The sequence below is a fragment of the Streptomyces sp. NPDC104096 genome (assembly GCF_055584385.1).
The window spans coordinates 1-14,745 of record NZ_JBVJMD010000102.1; the positions used below are offsets into that span (position 1 = coordinate 1).

Genomic DNA, 14,745 nt, shown 5'->3' on the forward strand with positions numbered 1-14,745 from the left:
CGCTTCCTTCGTACTCACCCTCTCGGGCTTTCCTCCGGGCTTTTTCCCTTCGGTCTTGCGTTTCCGACTCTATCAGACCGTTTCGCGATCCGATTTCCTCGGTGCTTTCCAGGTTCCCGCTCTCGCGTTTCCCTTTCCGGCGACTCCGACTTTATCAGAGATTCTGAGTCGGAATTCCCGCCCCGCTCGGGGACTGGTTCCGGCGCACAAGGCGGCCGGGTTCCCGTTCAGGCGGAGCCGTAAACGTACTGGAGCGGGGTGCCCCGATGCAAATCGAGGTACCCCGCTCCAGGTTCACGCGGACGGAGGGTCGTCCGGGTGTCAGACCTCCACCACGACCGGGAGGATCATCGGCCTGCGGCGATAGGTGTCCGAGACCCACTTGCCCAGGGTCCTGCGGATGAGCTGCTGAAGCTGGTGCGGCTCCACCACACCGTCCTGGGCCGAGCGTTCCAGCACCTCGGTGATCTTCGGGACCACCGCGCCGAACGCCGCGTCCTCGATACCCGAACCGCGGGCCTGGATGTGCGGACCGCCGGTGATCTTGCCCGTCGACGAGTCGACGACCACGAAGACGGAGATGATGCCCTCGTCCCCGAGGATCTTGCGGTCCTTCAGGGCCGGCTCGCCCACGTCGCCGACCGAGAGGCCGTCCACGTAGACATAGCCCGCCTGGACCTTGCCGGAGATCCTCGCCTTGCCCTCGACGAGGTCGACGGCGACGCCGTCCTCGGCGATCACGATCCGGTCGTGCGGGACCCCGGTCAGGGCTCCCAGCTCGGCGTTGGCCCGCAGGTGGCGCCACTCGCCGTGCACCGGCATCAGGTTCTTGGGACGGCAGATGTTGTAGAAGTACAGGAGCTCGCCCGCGGACGCGTGACCCGAGACGTGCACCTTGGCGTTGCCCTTGTGGACGACGTTCGCGCCCCAGCGGGTCAGGCCGTTGATCACGCGGTAGACCGCGTTCTCGTTGCCGGGGATCAGCGACGAGGCCAGGATCACCGTGTCGCCGTCGACGATCCGGATCTGGTGGTCGCGGTTGGCCATACGGGACAGGGCCGCCATCGGCTCGCCCTGGGAGCCCGTGCAGACCAGGACCACCTCGTGGTCCGGGAGGTCGTCGAGCGTCTTGACGTCCACGACCAGGCCCGGCGGGACCTTCAGATAGCCCAGGTCACGGGCGATGCCCATGTTGCGCACCATGGAGCGGCCGACGAAGGCCACCCGGCGGCCGTACTCGTGCGCCGCGTCCAGGATCTGCTGGATGCGGTGCACATGGCTGGCGAAGCTCGCGACGATGATCCGCTTGCGCGCGCTCGCGAAGACCTGGCGCAGCACGTTGGAGATGTCGCGCTCGGGCGGGACGAAGCCCGGTACCTCGGCGTTCGTCGAGTCGGCGAGCAGAAGGTCGATGCCCTCCTCGCTCAGCCGGGCGAACGCGTGCAGGTCCGTCAGCCGGTTGTCCAGCGGGAGCTGGTCCATCTTGAAGTCGCCCGTGTGGACCACCATGCCGGCGGGGGTCCGGATGGCGACCGCGAGGGCGTCCGGGATGGAGTGGTTGACCGCGATGAACTCGCAGTCGAAGGGGCCGATGCGCTCGCGGTTCCCCTCCGCCACCTCCAGGGTGTACGGACGGATGCGGTGCTCCTGGAGCTTCGCCTCGATGAGGGCGAGGGTCAGCTTGGAGCCGATCAGCGGGATGTCCGGCTTCTCCCTGAGGAGGTAGGGGACACCGCCGATGTGGTCCTCGTGGCCGTGCGTGAGGACGATGCCCTCGATGTCGTCGAGGCGGTCCCGGATCGACGAGAAGTCCGGCAGGATCAGGTCGATTCCGGGCTGCTCCTCCTCGGGGAAGAGCACTCCGCAGTCGACGATCAGCAGGCGGCCGCCGTACTCGAAGACCGTCATGTTGCGGCCGATCTCACCGAGACCGCCGAGCGGGGTGACGCGCAGACCGCCTTCGGGCAGCGGCGGGGGCGCACCGAGTTCAGGATGCGGATGACTCAAAAGACTCTCCTCACCACACGCGCCACGTACCGGTAGGGCACGTGGCGCGCATGACGTTCGTGCAGAAGCAGTTGTCATTGTGGGGCGCAGGCGCCGGTGGCCCGCTTATTCAGTTGTGAGGTCTCGTGGTGCCAAGTCTGTTGTCAGAGCTGTACCCCGCCCGCGGCAAGATCGATCTTGAGCTGGGCAATCTCCTCCGCCGTGAGCTCCACCATGGGCAGGCGCAGCGGTCCGGCGGGCAGGCCCTGGAGGGCGAGCGCGGCCTTGGTGGTCATGACGCCCTGGGTGCGGAACATGCCCGTGAAGACCGGGAGCAGCCGCTGGTGGATCTCCGTGGCCTTGTGGACGTCGCCGGCGACGTAGGCCTCGACCAGGGCGCGCAGTTCCGGCGTCACCACATGGCCGACGACCGACACGAAGCCGACCGCGCCCACGGAGAGCAGGGGCAGGTTCAGCATGTCGTCGCCGGAGTACCAGGCCAGGCCCGACTGGGCGATGGCCCAGCTGGCGCGGCCGAGGTCGCCCTTGGCGTCCTTGTTGGCCACGATCCGCGGGTGCTCGGCGAGGCGGACCAGCGTCTCGGTGTTGATCGGGACGCCGCTGCGGCCGGGGATGTCGTAGAGCATGACCGGCAGCCCGGCGGCGTCGGCGACAGCCGTGAAGTGCCGGTACAGGCCTTCCTGCGGGGGCTTGTTGTAGTACGGCGTGACGACCAGGAGGCCGTGCGCGCCGGCCCGCTCGGCGGCCCGGGCGAGTTCGATGCTGTGGTGCGTGTCGTTGGTGCCCACGCCGGCCACGACGTGGGCGCGGTCGCCGACCGCTTCGAGCACGGCTCGTACGAGATCCGATTTCTCCGCGTCGCTCGTGGTGGGCGACTCGCCGGTGGTGCCGTTGACGATCAGGCCGTCGTTGCCTGCGTCCACCAGGTGGGTGGCGAGCCGCTGTGCGCCGTCGAGGTCGAGTGCGCCGTCCGCCGTGAAGGGCGTGACCATGGCGGTGAGGACCCGCCCGAAGGGGGTCTGCGGAGTGGAGGTCGGAGCCATGGGTAACACGCTACTCGCTGCTCACCGCGTGGTCTGCCCGCGGGGTGCTGGGAAAGTCAGGACAAATGCGGAACCCGGCACTGCCTGCTCGGGGGTTCAAGCAGTGCCGGGTCCGTTTGATCAGGCTAGATGAACTTCTCCAAATGCCGCAATACGGACACTTCACACGGCTGACCCGCACATGTGTACTCGGCACCGAGACGCGGCTCCGCTACGGGGCGACACGGCCGTTGGCGTTGAAGGCCGCGTACGTCAGCGGCATCAGCTCGGCCCACGCCGCCTCCATCCTCTCGCCGACCATCTCGATCTCCCGCTGCGGGAAGGACGGCACCTTGGCCAGCTCGTGCTGGGTGCGCAGGCCGAGGAAGTGCATCAGCGAGCGGGCGTTGCAGGTGGCGTACATCGAGGAGAACAGGCCGACGGGAAGGACGGCGCGGGCCACCTCGCGGGCGACACCGGCGGCGAGCATCTCCTGATAGCGCTCGTACGCCTGGATGTAGGAGTCCTGCATCGAGCGCTCCACGATCTCCTGCTGCGCCTCGGTGCCCGCCACGAACTCGTACTTGCCCGGACGGCCCTGCTGGACGAGCTTGCGGTCCTCGCCGGGGACGTAGAAGACGGGCTGGAGCTCGCGGTAGCGGCCGGACTCCTCGTTGTACGAGTTGTGGACGACGATGCCGTTCGCGAGGAAGTTGTGCCAGGGGCCTTCGACGGAAAGGTCGTAAGTCATCTCCTCGCCGTCCTGCTCGATGGCGACGACGGGGTCCGGGATCGCCTTGGCGACCTTGCCTCCACGTCGGGCCGGCGCCTGCTCGCCGCCGCTCTTGGCGGTGTGGCAGGGCTCGCAGGCCGGGGCGAGATTCGTCTCGTCCAGAGCCCTGGTGAGGTCGCCCGCGACCGGGACGACATGATCGAGGGCGAGTTCGGCGCGGGGGAACTCCTGGCCGCAGAGGTGACAGGCGTCGGTCTCCTTGATCAGCCGCTCCCGCTGCATGGAGGTCCACACCCCGATGCCGCGGCGCAGGCTCGGCGGAACGAGTCGCTCGGAAGGCCTGGGGGCCGTTCCGCCGACCATGACGGAGTCGCCCACCACGAGCTCACCGGCCTTGACCCAGCCCTCCGGGGTGAACACGGCGTGGTCGACCGTGCAGCGCAGCGCCTTCCCCGACTCGGTGGTGATCTTGATGAGCTGCTTGACGCCCGACTCGATCACGTCGACGATCCTGGCGCGCTGGGCGAGCAGGGTCTCCTCGTCGAAGCATCGGACGTGGTTGCGCCGGACCGACTCCGACTTGCGCAGGCGAGTGCTGGGATTCTGCTCGCGGAACTCGGCCACCGCGGACTCCGCGGCCTCCCGGTTCTCGTACAGGCCGAGATAGTGGTTGGTCTCGCCACGGCGCACCTGGGCCATCCACTTGCCGGCCCTGCTGTGCCAGGTGACGCCGCCGGCCGAGTGCGGGAGGCGGTCCTCCACCCCCAGATGCCAGAGCTTGTACAGCTCGGCGATGGAACGTCGACGGAGGTTCCCGGCCTCGCTCTCCAGGGTGATCTCGGTGTCCCCGGAGACGCACCAACCCACCCGGTGGCGCATGAACTCGCGGAAGACGAAGATCGGGGCACTGATGAAGAAGGTCATCGAGTTGTGCTCGAAGGGGCTGCCGTGCCGGTCCCGCATCAGGTAGTTGATCAGGCCCTTGGAGCGCTCCGGGTCCTTGGTGAGCTCTTCCAGGGACTGCTCGCCGGCGGTGGAGACACGGGCGGCCCACAGGACGTCCGAGTCGGCCGCGCTGTGCTTGACCAGCTCGACGGTGACGTCGCTGCGGAAGCTGGGCTTGAGGTCGTCGGCGGGGGTGTCGGTCACGGCTCGGCGGGTCCTTCCATCACGTCACTCGGGCGGCGTCCACTCTACGGCCCGGCACTGACACCGGGCGTTCGGTGCCGGGCCGCGACATCTTCGATGAACTTCTGTCAATTCGGTGAAACCGGGCACCTTGGGGGACACTCGCTCGTCTGTATGGAAAACAGTCGCGCGTTCGATCCGTATCGTCCGCAGATCGTCCCGGATCTTCCCCAGAGGAGAAGCAGCAGCTATGTCCCGTCGGCGTGAACCCGTCCCGTTCGACTTCCTCGCCGAAGCCGACGGGTTCCGCAGCAATGTCGCTCCCCCGCCCGGAGAGCGGGCGTCCGCCGGCCAGATAGCCGGGCGCTGGCTGCTGGGCCTCACGGTCGTCGCCGGGCTCGTGGGCGCCCTGCTGATCGGCATGCCCGCGCTGACGCTGGACCATTCCACGACGGGCACCCAGCGGTCCCAGGCGTCCGAGGGACGCTGACCCGCCCCCGTCCCGCCGCACGGGGGCGTGACGGCGCGCCCTTGGCCCCCCGAGGGTGGTGGGCGGACAGGCAGGCGGATAGCCTCACCGGGCACAGCCCATGCATGGAATGAGTGAGGACCAGCCGTGCCCCTGCCCTTCCTGACGGCCGACCGCACCTTCGAGGCGACCGACGACAGCACGCTGCCGTACGACGACCGCGACCGCTGGCGGCGGCCCTACCGGCCCGGCCCGTGGCGCGTGGGGGCGGCTGCGCTGTGCCTGCTGCTCGCCTCGTACGTGCTCTTCGCGGCGGTCATCATCGCCCTGACCGACTCGCCGTCCGCCGCCGCTGCCGTGTTCGGCCTGGCGCTGCTCGTCATCGCCTCGTCGCTGCGGATGCTGCGCATCGGCGTGTGGGTGAGCGCCGCCGGGCTGCGCCACGTGAGCTTCCTCGTCACGCGCACGGTGCCCTGGAAGCGGGTCGTCGCCGTGCGCACGGTGCAGCAGCCGGTGCGCTGGCTCGGGCTGCCCCGGACCGTGCAGGGACAGGCCCTGGTCCTCGTCCGCAAGGACCGTGCGGCACAGGACGTGCTGCCGCTGCTCACCACGCACAGCGCGGACTTCCTGGCGCGTCCCGAGGCGTTCGACCGGGCCGCGGACACCGTCGAGGTGTGGGCCGACGAGTACGGCCGCCGCGGCTGAGCCCGCTGTCGCGGCCGTGGTCGCGACCCGTCGCGGTGGTCCCGTGCGGACCACCGCGATTTCTGTGCCGGCGCTCGGCTACCCGTGCAGTGTGATCGCGCGTTGCATCGCCTTGCGGGCCCGTGGGGTGTCGCGGGCGTCGTGGTAGGCGACGGCGAGCCGGAACCAGCTGCGCCAGTCGTCGGGGGCGTCCTCCGTCTCGGCCTTGCGCCGGGCGAAGACCTCGTCGGCCGAGTCCCGGTCGATCCGGCCGTCCGGGGTGCGCCTGAGTTCGTCGACGGGCAGGCCGCCCTCGGCGTCGAGTTCGGCGGCGAGCCGGTTGGCCCTGCGGACGAACCGGGTGTTCATCCACAGGAACCACAGGCCGATGACGGGCAGGATCAGGACCGCCACGCCGAAGGTGACGGTCAGCAGCGTGCCGGTCTGGATGAGCATGACGCCGCGGCTGCCGACCAGGACGAAGTAGAAGACCAGGACGGCGGCCGTGACGGCGTAGGTGAGCTTCGCGCGCATGATGTCGTCGGCGTCCGTGCTCAGCCGAGGTCCAGGAAGTGTTCCAGGCCGAAGGTGAGGCCCGGAGTGGTCACGACGCGGCGCACGCCCAGCAGGATCCCCGGCATGAAGCTGCTGTGGTGCAGGGAGTCGTGGCGGACGGTGAGGGTCTCGCCCTCGCCGCCGAGCAGGACCTCCTGGTGGGCCAGCAGACCGCGCAGCCGGATCGAGTGCACCGGCACCCCGTCGACCTTCGCGCCGCGGGCGCCGTCCAGCGCGGTGGCGGTGGCGTCCGGGGCCGGGGCGGAGCCGGCCCTGGCCCGCGCCTCGGCGATGAGCTGCGCGGTGCGGGCGGCGGTGCCGGACGGCGCGTCCACCTTGTTCGGGTGGTGCAGTTCGATCACCTCGACCGACTCGAAGTACGGCGCGGCGATCTGCGCGAACTTCATGGTCAGGACGGCGCCGATGGAGAAGTTCGGCGCGATGAGCACACCGGTCTCCGGGGACTGCGCCAGCCAGCCGTCGAGCCGGCCGAGGCGGTCGTCGTTCCAGCCGGTCGTGCCGACCACCGCGTGGATGCCGTGGCGGACGCAGAAGTCGAGGTTGTCCATCACCGAGTCGGGGGTGGTCAGCTCGACCACGGCCTGGGCGCCGGTCTCCGTCAGCGTCTCCAGCCGGTCGCCCCGGCCGAGGGCGGCGACCAGCTCCAGGTCCTCGGCGGCCTCGATCGCCCGTACCGCCTCGGAGCCGATGCGGCCCTTGGCACCGAGGACCGCCACGCGCAGCTTGCTCATCTGTCTTGCTTCCTTACCGAAGGGGATGGGGCGGGCCGGGGGGATCAGGCGACGGCGTCGTTCAGCCGCGCGGCCTGCTTGTCCTTGAGCGGGCCGATGACCGACAGCGACGGGCGCCGTCCCAGGATCTCGCGGGCGACCGAGCGGACGTCGTCCGGGGTCACGGCCGCTATCCGGGCCAGCATGTCGTCGACCGACATCTGCTCGCCCCAGCACAGTTCGCTCTTGCCGATACGGTTCATCAGCGCGCCGGTGTCCTCCAGGCCGAGGACCGTGGAGCCCTGGAGCTGGCCGACCGCGCGGCCGATCTCGTCGTCGGACAGGCCGTGCTCGGCGACGTGGTCGAGTTCGTCGCGGCAGATCTTCAGCACGTCGTGCACCTGGCTCGGGCGGCAGCCCGCGTACACGCCGAACAGGCCGCAGTCGGCGAAGCCCGAGGTGTACGAGTACACGCTGTAGGCCAGGCCGCGCTTCTCGCGGACCTCCTGGAAGAGCCGGGAGGACATGCCGCCGCCGAGGGCGGTGTTCAGTACGCCGAGGGCCCAGCGGCGGTCGTCGGTGCGGGCCAGGCCCGGCATGCCGAGGACGACGTGCGCCTGCTCCGTCTTGCGGCCGAGCAGTTCGACGCGGCCCGCGGTGCGGATGGTGCGCCGGCCGTCGCGGGGGGCGATGGGCGCGGCGTCCTGGGTGCGGAAGGCGCCCGCCTTCTCGAACGCGGCACGCACCTGTCGTACGACCTTGTTGTGGTCGATGTTGCCCGCGGCCGCGACCACCAGGTGGGTCGGGTCGTAGTGCTTCTTGTAGAAGCGGCGGATGCGGTCGGCGGTCAGGGCGTTGACCGTGTCGACCGTGCCGAGGACCGGGCGGCCGAGGGGGTTGTCGCCGAACATCGTGTGCGCGAACAGGTCGTGCACGCAGTCGCCGGGGTCGTCCTCGGTCATCGCGATCTCTTCGAGGATCGCGCCGCGCTCGACGTTGACGTCGTCCTCGAGGATGAGGGAGCCGGTCAGCATGTCGCAGACGACGTCGATGGCCAGGGGCAGATCGGTGTCGAGCACGCGCGCGTAGTAGCACGTGTACTCCTTGGCCGTGAACGCGTTCATCTCGCCGCCGACCGCGTCGATCGCGGAGGAGATGTCCAGCGCGCTGCGGCGCGAGGTGCCCTTGAAGAGCAGGTGCTCCAGGTAGTGCGTGGCGCCGTTCAGGGTCGGGGTCTCGTCGCGGGAACCGACGTGCGCCCAGATGCCGAAGGTCGCCGAGCGGACCGAGGGCAGGGTCTCGGTGACGATGCGCAGACCGCCCGGGAGGGTGGTCTTGCGGACCGTGCCGATGCCGCCGGTGCCCTTGATGAGGGTTTGGGTACGGGCAACGGCCCGCGCCTCCGAAGAGGTGCGGGCCGTCGCCGTGGAGCTGCTCGACGTCACTTGTCGGTGTCGTCCTTCGTCTCGTCGTCGCCTTCGCCTTCGCCCTCGATCACGGGGATGAGGGAGAGCTTGCCGCGGGAGTCGATCTCGGCGATCTCGACCTGGACCTTCTGGCCCACGCCGACGACGTCCTCGACGTTCTCCACGCGCTTGCCGCCGGCGAGCTTGCGGATCTGCGAGATGTGCAGCAGACCGTCCTTGCCCGGGAGCAGCGAGACGAACGCGCCGAAGGTGGTGGTCTTGACGACCGTACCCAGGTAGCGCTCGCCGACCTCCGGCATGGTCGGGTTGGCGATGCCGTTGATCGTGGCGCGGGCGGCCTCGGCGGCCGGGCCGTCGGCGGCACCGATGTAGATGGTGCCGTCGTCCTCGATCGTGATCTCGGCGCCGGTGTCCTCCTGGATCTGGTTGATCATCTTGCCCTTGGGGCCGATGACCTCGCCGATCTTGTCCACGGGGATCTTGACGGTGATGATCCGCGGGGCGTTCGGGGACATCTCGTCCGGCGTGTCGATCGCTTCCATCATCACGTCGAGGATGTGGAGGCGGGCGTCGCGGGCCTGCTTGAGGGCCGCGGCCAGGACGGAGGCCGGGATGCCGTCCAGCTTGGTGTCGAGCTGGAGGGCGGTCACGAACTCCTTGGTGCCGGCGACCTTGAAGTCCATGTCGCCGAAGGCGTCCTCCGCACCGAGGATGTCGGTGAGGGCGACGTAGTGCGTCTCGCCGTTGATCTCCTGGGAGATCAGACCCATGGCGATACCGGCGACCGGGGCCTTCAGGGGCACACCGGCGTTCAGCAGCGACATGGTGGAGGCGCAGACCGAGCCCATGGACGTCGAGCCGTTGGAGCCGAGGGCCTCGGACACCTGACGGATCGCGTACGGGAACTCCTCGCGCGTCGGCAGCACGGGCACGATGGCGCGCTCGGCGAGGGCGCCGTGGCCGATCTCGCGGCGCTTCGGGGAGCCGACGCGGCCGGTCTCGCCGACGGAGTACGGCGGGAAGTTGTAGTTGTGCATGTAGCGCTTGCGGGTCACCGGGGAAAGGGTGTCCAGCTGCTGCTCCATGCGGAGCATGTTGAGGGTGGTGACGCCCAGGATCTGGGTCTCGCCACGCTCGAACAGCGCCGAGCCGTGCACGCGCGGGATGGCCTCGACCTCGGCGGCGAGCGTACGGATGTCCGTGACGCCGCGGCCGTCGATGCGCTTCTTCTCCTTGATGACGCGCTCACGGACCAGGGACTTGGTCAGCGAGCGGTACGCGGCGGAGATCTCCTTCTCGCGGCCCTCGAACTCCGGCAGGAGCTTCTCGGCGGCGAGCGTCTTGACGCGGTCCAGCTCGGCCTCGCGCTCCTGCTTGCCCGCGATGGTCAGCGCGGAGGCCAGCTCCGGGCGGACGGCGGCGGACAGCGCCTCCAGGACGTCGTCCTGGTAGTCGAGGAAGACCGGGAACTCACCGGTCGGCTTGGCGGCCTTCGCGGCGAGGTCGGCCTGAGCCTTGCACAGGACCTTGATGAAGGGCTTCGCGGCGTCCAGACCGGAGGCGACGACCTCCTCGGTCGGCGCCTCGGCGCCGCCCGCGACCAGCTGGATGGTCTTCTCGGTGGCCTCGGCCTCGACCATCATGATCGCGACGTCGCCGTCCTCCAGGACGCGACCGGCGACGACCATGTCGAAGACGGCGTCCTCGAGCTCGGTGTGCGTCGGGAACGCGACCCACTGGCCGTTGATCAGCGCGACGCGGACGCCGCCGATCGGGCCGGAGAAGGGCAGACCGGCCAGCTGCGTGGACGCGGACGCGGCGTTGATCGCCACGACGTCGTACAGGTGGTCGGGGTTGAGGGCCATGATCGTGGCGACGACCTGGATCTCGTTGCGCAGGCCCTTCTTGAAGGACGGGCGCAGCGGACGGTCGATGAGGCGGCAGGTGAGGATGGCGTCCTCGGAGGGGCGGCCCTCACGGCGGAAGAAGCTGCCGGGGATCTTGCCGGCGGCGTACATCCGCTCCTCGACGTCCACCGTCAGGGGGAAGAAGTCGAGCTGGTCCTTGGGGTTCTTGGAGGCGGTGGTGGCCGACAGCACCATGGTGTCGTCGTCCAGGTACGCCACTGCGGAGCCGGCGGCCTGCTTGGCCAGGCGGCCCGTCTCGAAGCGGATGGTGCGGGTGCCGAAGGCGCCATTGTCGATGACGGCCTCGGCGTAGTGGGTCTCGTTCTCCACTAGCGTTTTCTCCTCGTCTTCGTCCCTCCTCGCCCGTGTGGCGGGGGGACGGTGGCGGAGAAGCGCTCCGTGCGGTGCGGGCCGGTCTTCGATCGAAGCACCCGGGGCTCGCTTCCCCCCGGGCGCCACTACCGAGGACCGGCGGCGGCGAGGTGCGCTTCTCCTCGTTCGGTGTGTGTGATCACGCGATACCCGGTACGGGTAGGGCCTATCACACGGTGTCGTACGTATTGCGTTGTGCTACCACACTACAAAGCGCCGGCGACACTCCGCACGTTTCCGCACGTACGGCAAAGGGGAGCGGCCCCGAGCATTTCGGGAACCGCTCCCCTCGTGGCGTCTTACTTGGCGCCCGCAGCACCACGGCGGATGCCGAGGCGGTCGACCAGCGCACGGAAGCGCTGGATGTCCTTCTTGGCCAGGTACTGCAGCAGGCGGCGACGCTGACCGACCAGGATCAGCAGACCACGACGGGAGTGGTGGTCGTGCTTGTGGGCCTTGAGGTGCTCGGTCAGGTCCGAGATCCGGCGGGACAGCATGGCGACCTGGACCTCGGGGGAGCCGGTGTCGCCCTCCTTGGTACCGAACTCGCTGATGATCTGCTTCTTCGTAGCGGCGTCGAGCGACACGCTTACTCCTCGTAGTCTCTGAGTAGCCACCGAGTGCCCCTGGTCCACTTCTCAGGGGAGCTTCCGTAACTCGGGAGGCGGGGATCCGCTGGGCGCGGCCTTCAGAGCGATGCTCCGCGGGCGCGTACACAAACGGCCGTCGTCCAGAGTACCAGCAGCACAGGGCCCACTCGGCCCGGGTCCCCGAACCACCGGGTCGGCGACCTGGCGGCCACTAGGGTGAACGCCGGGATCATCCGCACGTCGGGAAGGGGTCGCTTGACCATGGCGGAGGAACTGAGCGCGGACGTCAAGGCGCGCAAGGAACGGGAGCGGGACGAGCTCTACGCGCTCGACATCTCGGACGTCGAGTGGCTCGGCGCACCGGGCACCGAGGAGCACGAGGAGCGGGTCGAGATCGCCTACCTCCCGGCCGGCGCGGTGGCCATGCGGTCGTCCCTCGACCCCGGCACGGTGCTGCGGTACACGGAGGCGGAGTGGCGGGCCTTCGTGCTCGGCGCGCGGGACGGCGAGTTCGACCTGGAGCCGGTGCCTCACGACGGCGGTCCGGACGGCGGTCCCGACAGCCGTTCCGACGGTGGGTCCGACGGGGAGTGAGCGGGGCGTCGGCTCGACGGCCGACGGTACGAGGACGAGGGAGGGGCGGCACGCGTGCGTGCCGCCCCTCCCTCGTCCTCGTACCGTCGTCGGCTTCGGCTTCGGCTTCGGCGGTCCGCGCTCTCTCTTCGGTCGTGCTGGTCAACGCTCTTACGGGGTAGGTCGATCGAGGGCCCCGAATCGGTCAACTCCCTCCATGTTCCGTCCCGCTTGTTCATGAATGTCATGTGGTTTGTTCACCAATATGCGTGCTGTGTACGGCACTTCCGGGCAGGCTGTGACGCAGTGGACAGGCGCTCAGGGGCGGACGGGCCTGCCGGGGTGGGGCCTGCGGTGATTAGGCTGGGACAGGGCGCGATGCCAGAACCCGTGGACCGGGCATCGACGTCCCAGGGGGAGAGCCGGTTGATCGGTTGATCGGACGACCTCGAACGATTTCGGACGACGAGAAATGGTCGCCCCGGCACGGCATGAGGGTGCTCGACCACATCAGGAGGAACTGTGAGCAGCGATCGGGACGGGATCCGCGGGGGCTGGGCCACACCCGGCGATGACCAGCCCGACGTCGAGTCCGACATCGAGATGACGGGCGAGTTCACCCTCGACTACGCGCCGCCCGCCTGGTACACGCAGAACGCGGCGGGGAGTTCGGGTTCGGCGGCCGCCGCGGGTCCGGGTGGCGGCGCCGACGGCAGCGGTGGCGGCAGCGGTGGCGGTTCGGCGCCCGCCGTCGGCGCGAGCACGCCGGGGGCGCAGGGCGGCCCAGCCCCGCAGACCGGGCCTACGGCCCCAGGAGCACCGGGTGTTGCGGGGACGCCGTTCCCTTCGGGGCCCTCGGGGGCGCCGCTTCCGGGGCTCACGCCGCCCGCCCATGCCACGCAGCCGCCCGGGGCTCCCTTCGCGCCGCCGGTCCCCGCTCCCGGGGCGCCGTTCACCGGACCCCGGCCGCCCGTGCCGCCCACCGGCGGTCCGGTCGCCGTGCCCCGGCTTCCGGTCGGCAGCGGGTTCGAGCCCTCGGCTCCTCCGGTGCCCCCGGGGCCCGCTTCGCCTCCGGCACCCGCTGCTCCCCCGGCCGTGACTCCCCCGGCGGTCGCCGCGTCGCCGACGGCCGTGCCGAACATTCCCGTGGGCGGGTTCAACAGCCCGTGGGGTACGGGACCGGCTGCCGCGGCGTCGCCCACCCCTGAACCTCCGGCGGTTCCGGCGGTTCCGGCGGTGCCTGCCGTACCCGCCACGCCTGTGACGCCTGCCGCCTCCGTCGCCGAGGGCGGCGACCCCGGCAACGGTGACCTGGAGAGCGGCGCCACCATGCGGTTCTCCGCCGTCGCTCTGAAGCGGGAGATCGCGGAGCGGGCCGCCGAGGCTGCGACCGAGGAAAGGGAGCAGGAACGGGGACCGGAGCAGGAGCAGGAGTCGCAGGAGGCGGAGGTCGAGAGCCCCGCTGCCGACGAGTCCTTGCCGTCCGCGGACCCGGAGCCGGCCTCCGAGACCGAGGTTCAGGCCAAGGTCCAGGCCGAAGCCGAGGCCGAGGCCGAGGCCGAGCCGGAGACCGGCGAGGTGGCCGGTGAGGTGGCCGACGAGGTGGCCGGTGAGGTGGCCGGTGAGGTGGCCGGTGAGGTGGCCGGTGAGGTGGCCGACGACCAGGAGCCGACCGAGGCCCAGGAGCCGACCGACGACCAAGAGCCGACCGACGACCAAGAGCCGACGGACGACCAAGAGCCGACGGACGACCAGGACGTGTCCGTCGAGGAGGACCGCGAGGGCGAGTCCCTGACGCCTTCGGACGACGCCGAACCCGAGGAGGCGGCGGCAGAGGTCACCCAGGAGGACGGTGACGCGGTGTCTCCGGACGCCGGTGCCGTGGCTGGGGAAAGCCGTGCCGACACCGCCGAACCCACGGACGCGAATGCCGTGGACGCGGACGTCGTGGACACCGACGCCGAGCCCGTGGACGCCGAGCCCTCCGACGCCGTGCCCTCCGACGCCGTGCCCTCCGACGCCGTGGCCGACGAGCCGCAGGACGCCGTTCCGGGACCGGCCGCCGCGCCGCAGGACGCTCCGCCCGCCTGGGCACCCCCGCCTGCGCCGCAGGGTGGGCTGCCCCCACTGCCGCCGACGTACCAGCCCGCGGCCCCGGCCGCCGCGGCCCAGTGGCCCGCGCAGCCCCCGGCGCAGCCCGAGCCTCAGCCGACCGCGCCGACGGTGCAGCCGCCGTTCCAGCCGCAGGCGCCCGCGCCCGCGCCCGCCGCCTGGGGCGCGCCTGCCCCGCAGGGCGGTTACGGCTTCCCGCAGCAGGGCGAGGCCCCCGCCGCCCCGACTCCCGCACCGGCCCCGGCTCCTGGGCCGGTCCACTCCCCCGGCGGCCATCACCTCCCGCCCGTGCCGGGCCCCCGACCCGAGCCCGCACCACAGGCACCGGTGGACGCGACGCCGCACCCCGCCCCGGGCTACGGCTTCCCCCACCAAGGGGCCCCCGCGCCTGCACCCGTGGCGTCCAACCCCCAGGACGGCTACGGCTTCCCCCAC

Annotated in this window: 11 protein-coding genes and 4 pseudogenes; 5 read left to right on the forward strand and 10 right to left on the reverse strand. The window is 70.5% G+C overall.

All coding sequences use genetic code 11. From position 1 onward, the window contains the following. Positions 1-321: 321 nt before the first annotated feature. From ACZ60B_RS41305 to ACZ60B_RS41320, 4 genes and pseudogenes are all read right to left on the reverse strand, one after another. On the reverse strand, positions 322-2,007 hold the full coding sequence (locus tag ACZ60B_RS41305) for a ribonuclease J (protein WP_469396842.1): 1,686 nt from the start codon (positions 2,005-2,007) through the stop codon (positions 322-324). A 143-nt stretch (positions 2,008-2,150) separates the two neighbouring features. Beyond that, a complete protein-coding gene (dapA, locus tag ACZ60B_RS41310) occupies positions 2,151-3,050 on the reverse strand; it encodes a 4-hydroxy-tetrahydrodipicolinate synthase (protein ID WP_469396844.1) in 900 nt (299 codons plus the stop codon). 211 nt (positions 3,051-3,261) lie between these two features. Next, positions 3,262-3,711, reverse strand: a pseudogene (gene thyX / locus ACZ60B_RS41315) (FAD-dependent thymidylate synthase); the annotation flags it as partial. Between the two features lie 3 nt (positions 3,712-3,714). After that, a pseudogene (locus ACZ60B_RS41320) lies at positions 3,715-4,911 on the reverse strand (FAD-dependent thymidylate synthase); the annotation flags it as partial. A gap of 229 nt (positions 4,912-5,140) precedes the next feature. On the opposite strand from ACZ60B_RS41320, the gene ACZ60B_RS41325 reads away from it, so the two are divergent. Next, on the forward strand, positions 5,141-5,380 hold the full coding sequence (locus ACZ60B_RS41325; protein ID WP_469396846.1) for a hypothetical protein: 240 nt from the start codon (positions 5,141-5,143) through the stop codon (positions 5,378-5,380). Between the two features lie 126 nt (positions 5,381-5,506). Next, positions 5,507-6,064, forward strand: a complete 558-nt coding sequence (locus ACZ60B_RS41330) for a hypothetical protein (RefSeq protein WP_469396848.1) — start codon at positions 5,507-5,509, stop codon at positions 6,062-6,064. A 78-nt stretch (positions 6,065-6,142) separates the two neighbouring features. Here ACZ60B_RS41330 and ACZ60B_RS41335 read toward each other — a convergent pair whose 3' ends face one another. The 5 genes from ACZ60B_RS41335 to rpsO form a co-directional block, all read right to left on the reverse strand. Then, positions 6,143-6,577 carry a hypothetical protein gene (locus ACZ60B_RS41335; protein WP_469396850.1) on the reverse strand — a complete coding sequence of 145 codons (435 nt, stop codon included), beginning with the start codon at positions 6,575-6,577 and terminating at the stop codon, positions 6,143-6,145. Between the two features lie 20 nt (positions 6,578-6,597). Further along, the gene (gene dapB, locus ACZ60B_RS41340) at positions 6,598-7,350 is read right to left on the reverse strand and encodes a 4-hydroxy-tetrahydrodipicolinate reductase (RefSeq protein WP_469396851.1); all 753 of its coding nucleotides are present in this window, start codon (positions 7,348-7,350) and stop codon (positions 6,598-6,600) included. A gap of 44 nt (positions 7,351-7,394) precedes the next feature. Continuing rightward, positions 7,395-8,774 (reverse strand): M16 family metallopeptidase, encoded by a 1,380-nt coding sequence (locus ACZ60B_RS41345; protein WP_469396854.1) that lies wholly within the window; start codon positions 8,772-8,774, stop codon positions 7,395-7,397. Continuing rightward, entirely contained in the window at positions 8,771-10,993 is a 2,223-nt protein-coding gene (locus tag ACZ60B_RS41350; RefSeq protein ID WP_469396856.1) for a polyribonucleotide nucleotidyltransferase, read from the reverse strand. Before ACZ60B_RS41350 ends, ACZ60B_RS41345 begins: the two co-directional genes overlap by 4 nt. Before the next feature lie 341 nt (positions 10,994-11,334). Then, the gene (rpsO, locus tag ACZ60B_RS41355; protein WP_143640166.1) at positions 11,335-11,622 is read right to left on the reverse strand and encodes a 30S ribosomal protein S15; all 288 of its coding nucleotides are present in this window, start codon (positions 11,620-11,622) and stop codon (positions 11,335-11,337) included. A 264-nt stretch (positions 11,623-11,886) separates the two neighbouring features. Here rpsO and ACZ60B_RS41360 point away from each other — a divergent pair, with 264 nt between their 5' ends. Both ACZ60B_RS41360 and ACZ60B_RS41365 read left to right on the forward strand, forming a co-directional pair. Continuing rightward, positions 11,887-12,219, forward strand: coding sequence for a DUF397 domain-containing protein (locus tag ACZ60B_RS41360; RefSeq protein ID WP_469396860.1), 333 nt, complete (start codon positions 11,887-11,889; stop codon positions 12,217-12,219). A 501-nt stretch (positions 12,220-12,720) separates the two neighbouring features. Further along, positions 12,721-12,801 (forward strand): annotated as a pseudogene (locus ACZ60B_RS41365) (SCO5717 family growth-regulating ATPase); the annotation flags it as partial. A gap of 23 nt (positions 12,802-12,824) precedes the next feature. Here the strand turns inward: ACZ60B_RS41365 and ACZ60B_RS41370 are convergent. Further along, on the reverse strand, positions 12,825-12,962 hold the full coding sequence (locus ACZ60B_RS41370) for a hypothetical protein (RefSeq protein ID WP_469396862.1): 138 nt from the start codon (positions 12,960-12,962) through the stop codon (positions 12,825-12,827). A gap of 496 nt (positions 12,963-13,458) precedes the next feature. Here ACZ60B_RS41370 and ACZ60B_RS41375 point away from each other — a divergent pair. Further along, positions 13,459-14,745: pseudogene (locus ACZ60B_RS41375) on the forward strand (hypothetical protein); the annotation flags it as partial.

Bases quoted from the DNA above. Each gene is read 5' to 3' on its own strand.
- ACZ60B_RS41335 (WP_469396850.1), bottom strand. From the start codon at position 6,577: ATGCGCGCGAAGCTCACCTACGCCGTCACGGCCGCCGTCCTGGTCTTC.
- ACZ60B_RS41325 (WP_469396846.1), top strand. From the start codon at position 5,141: ATGTCCCGTCGGCGTGAACCCGTCCCGTTCGACTTCCTCGCCGAAGCC.
- ACZ60B_RS41360 (WP_469396860.1), top strand. From the start codon at position 11,887: ATGGCGGAGGAACTGAGCGCGGACGTCAAGGCGCGCAAGGAACGGGAG.
- dapA (WP_469396844.1), bottom strand. From the start codon at position 3,050: ATGGCTCCGACCTCCACTCCGCAGACCCCCTTCGGGCGGGTCCTCACC.
- dapB (WP_469396851.1), bottom strand. From the start codon at position 7,350: ATGAGCAAGCTGCGCGTGGCGGTCCTCGGTGCCAAGGGCCGCATCGGC.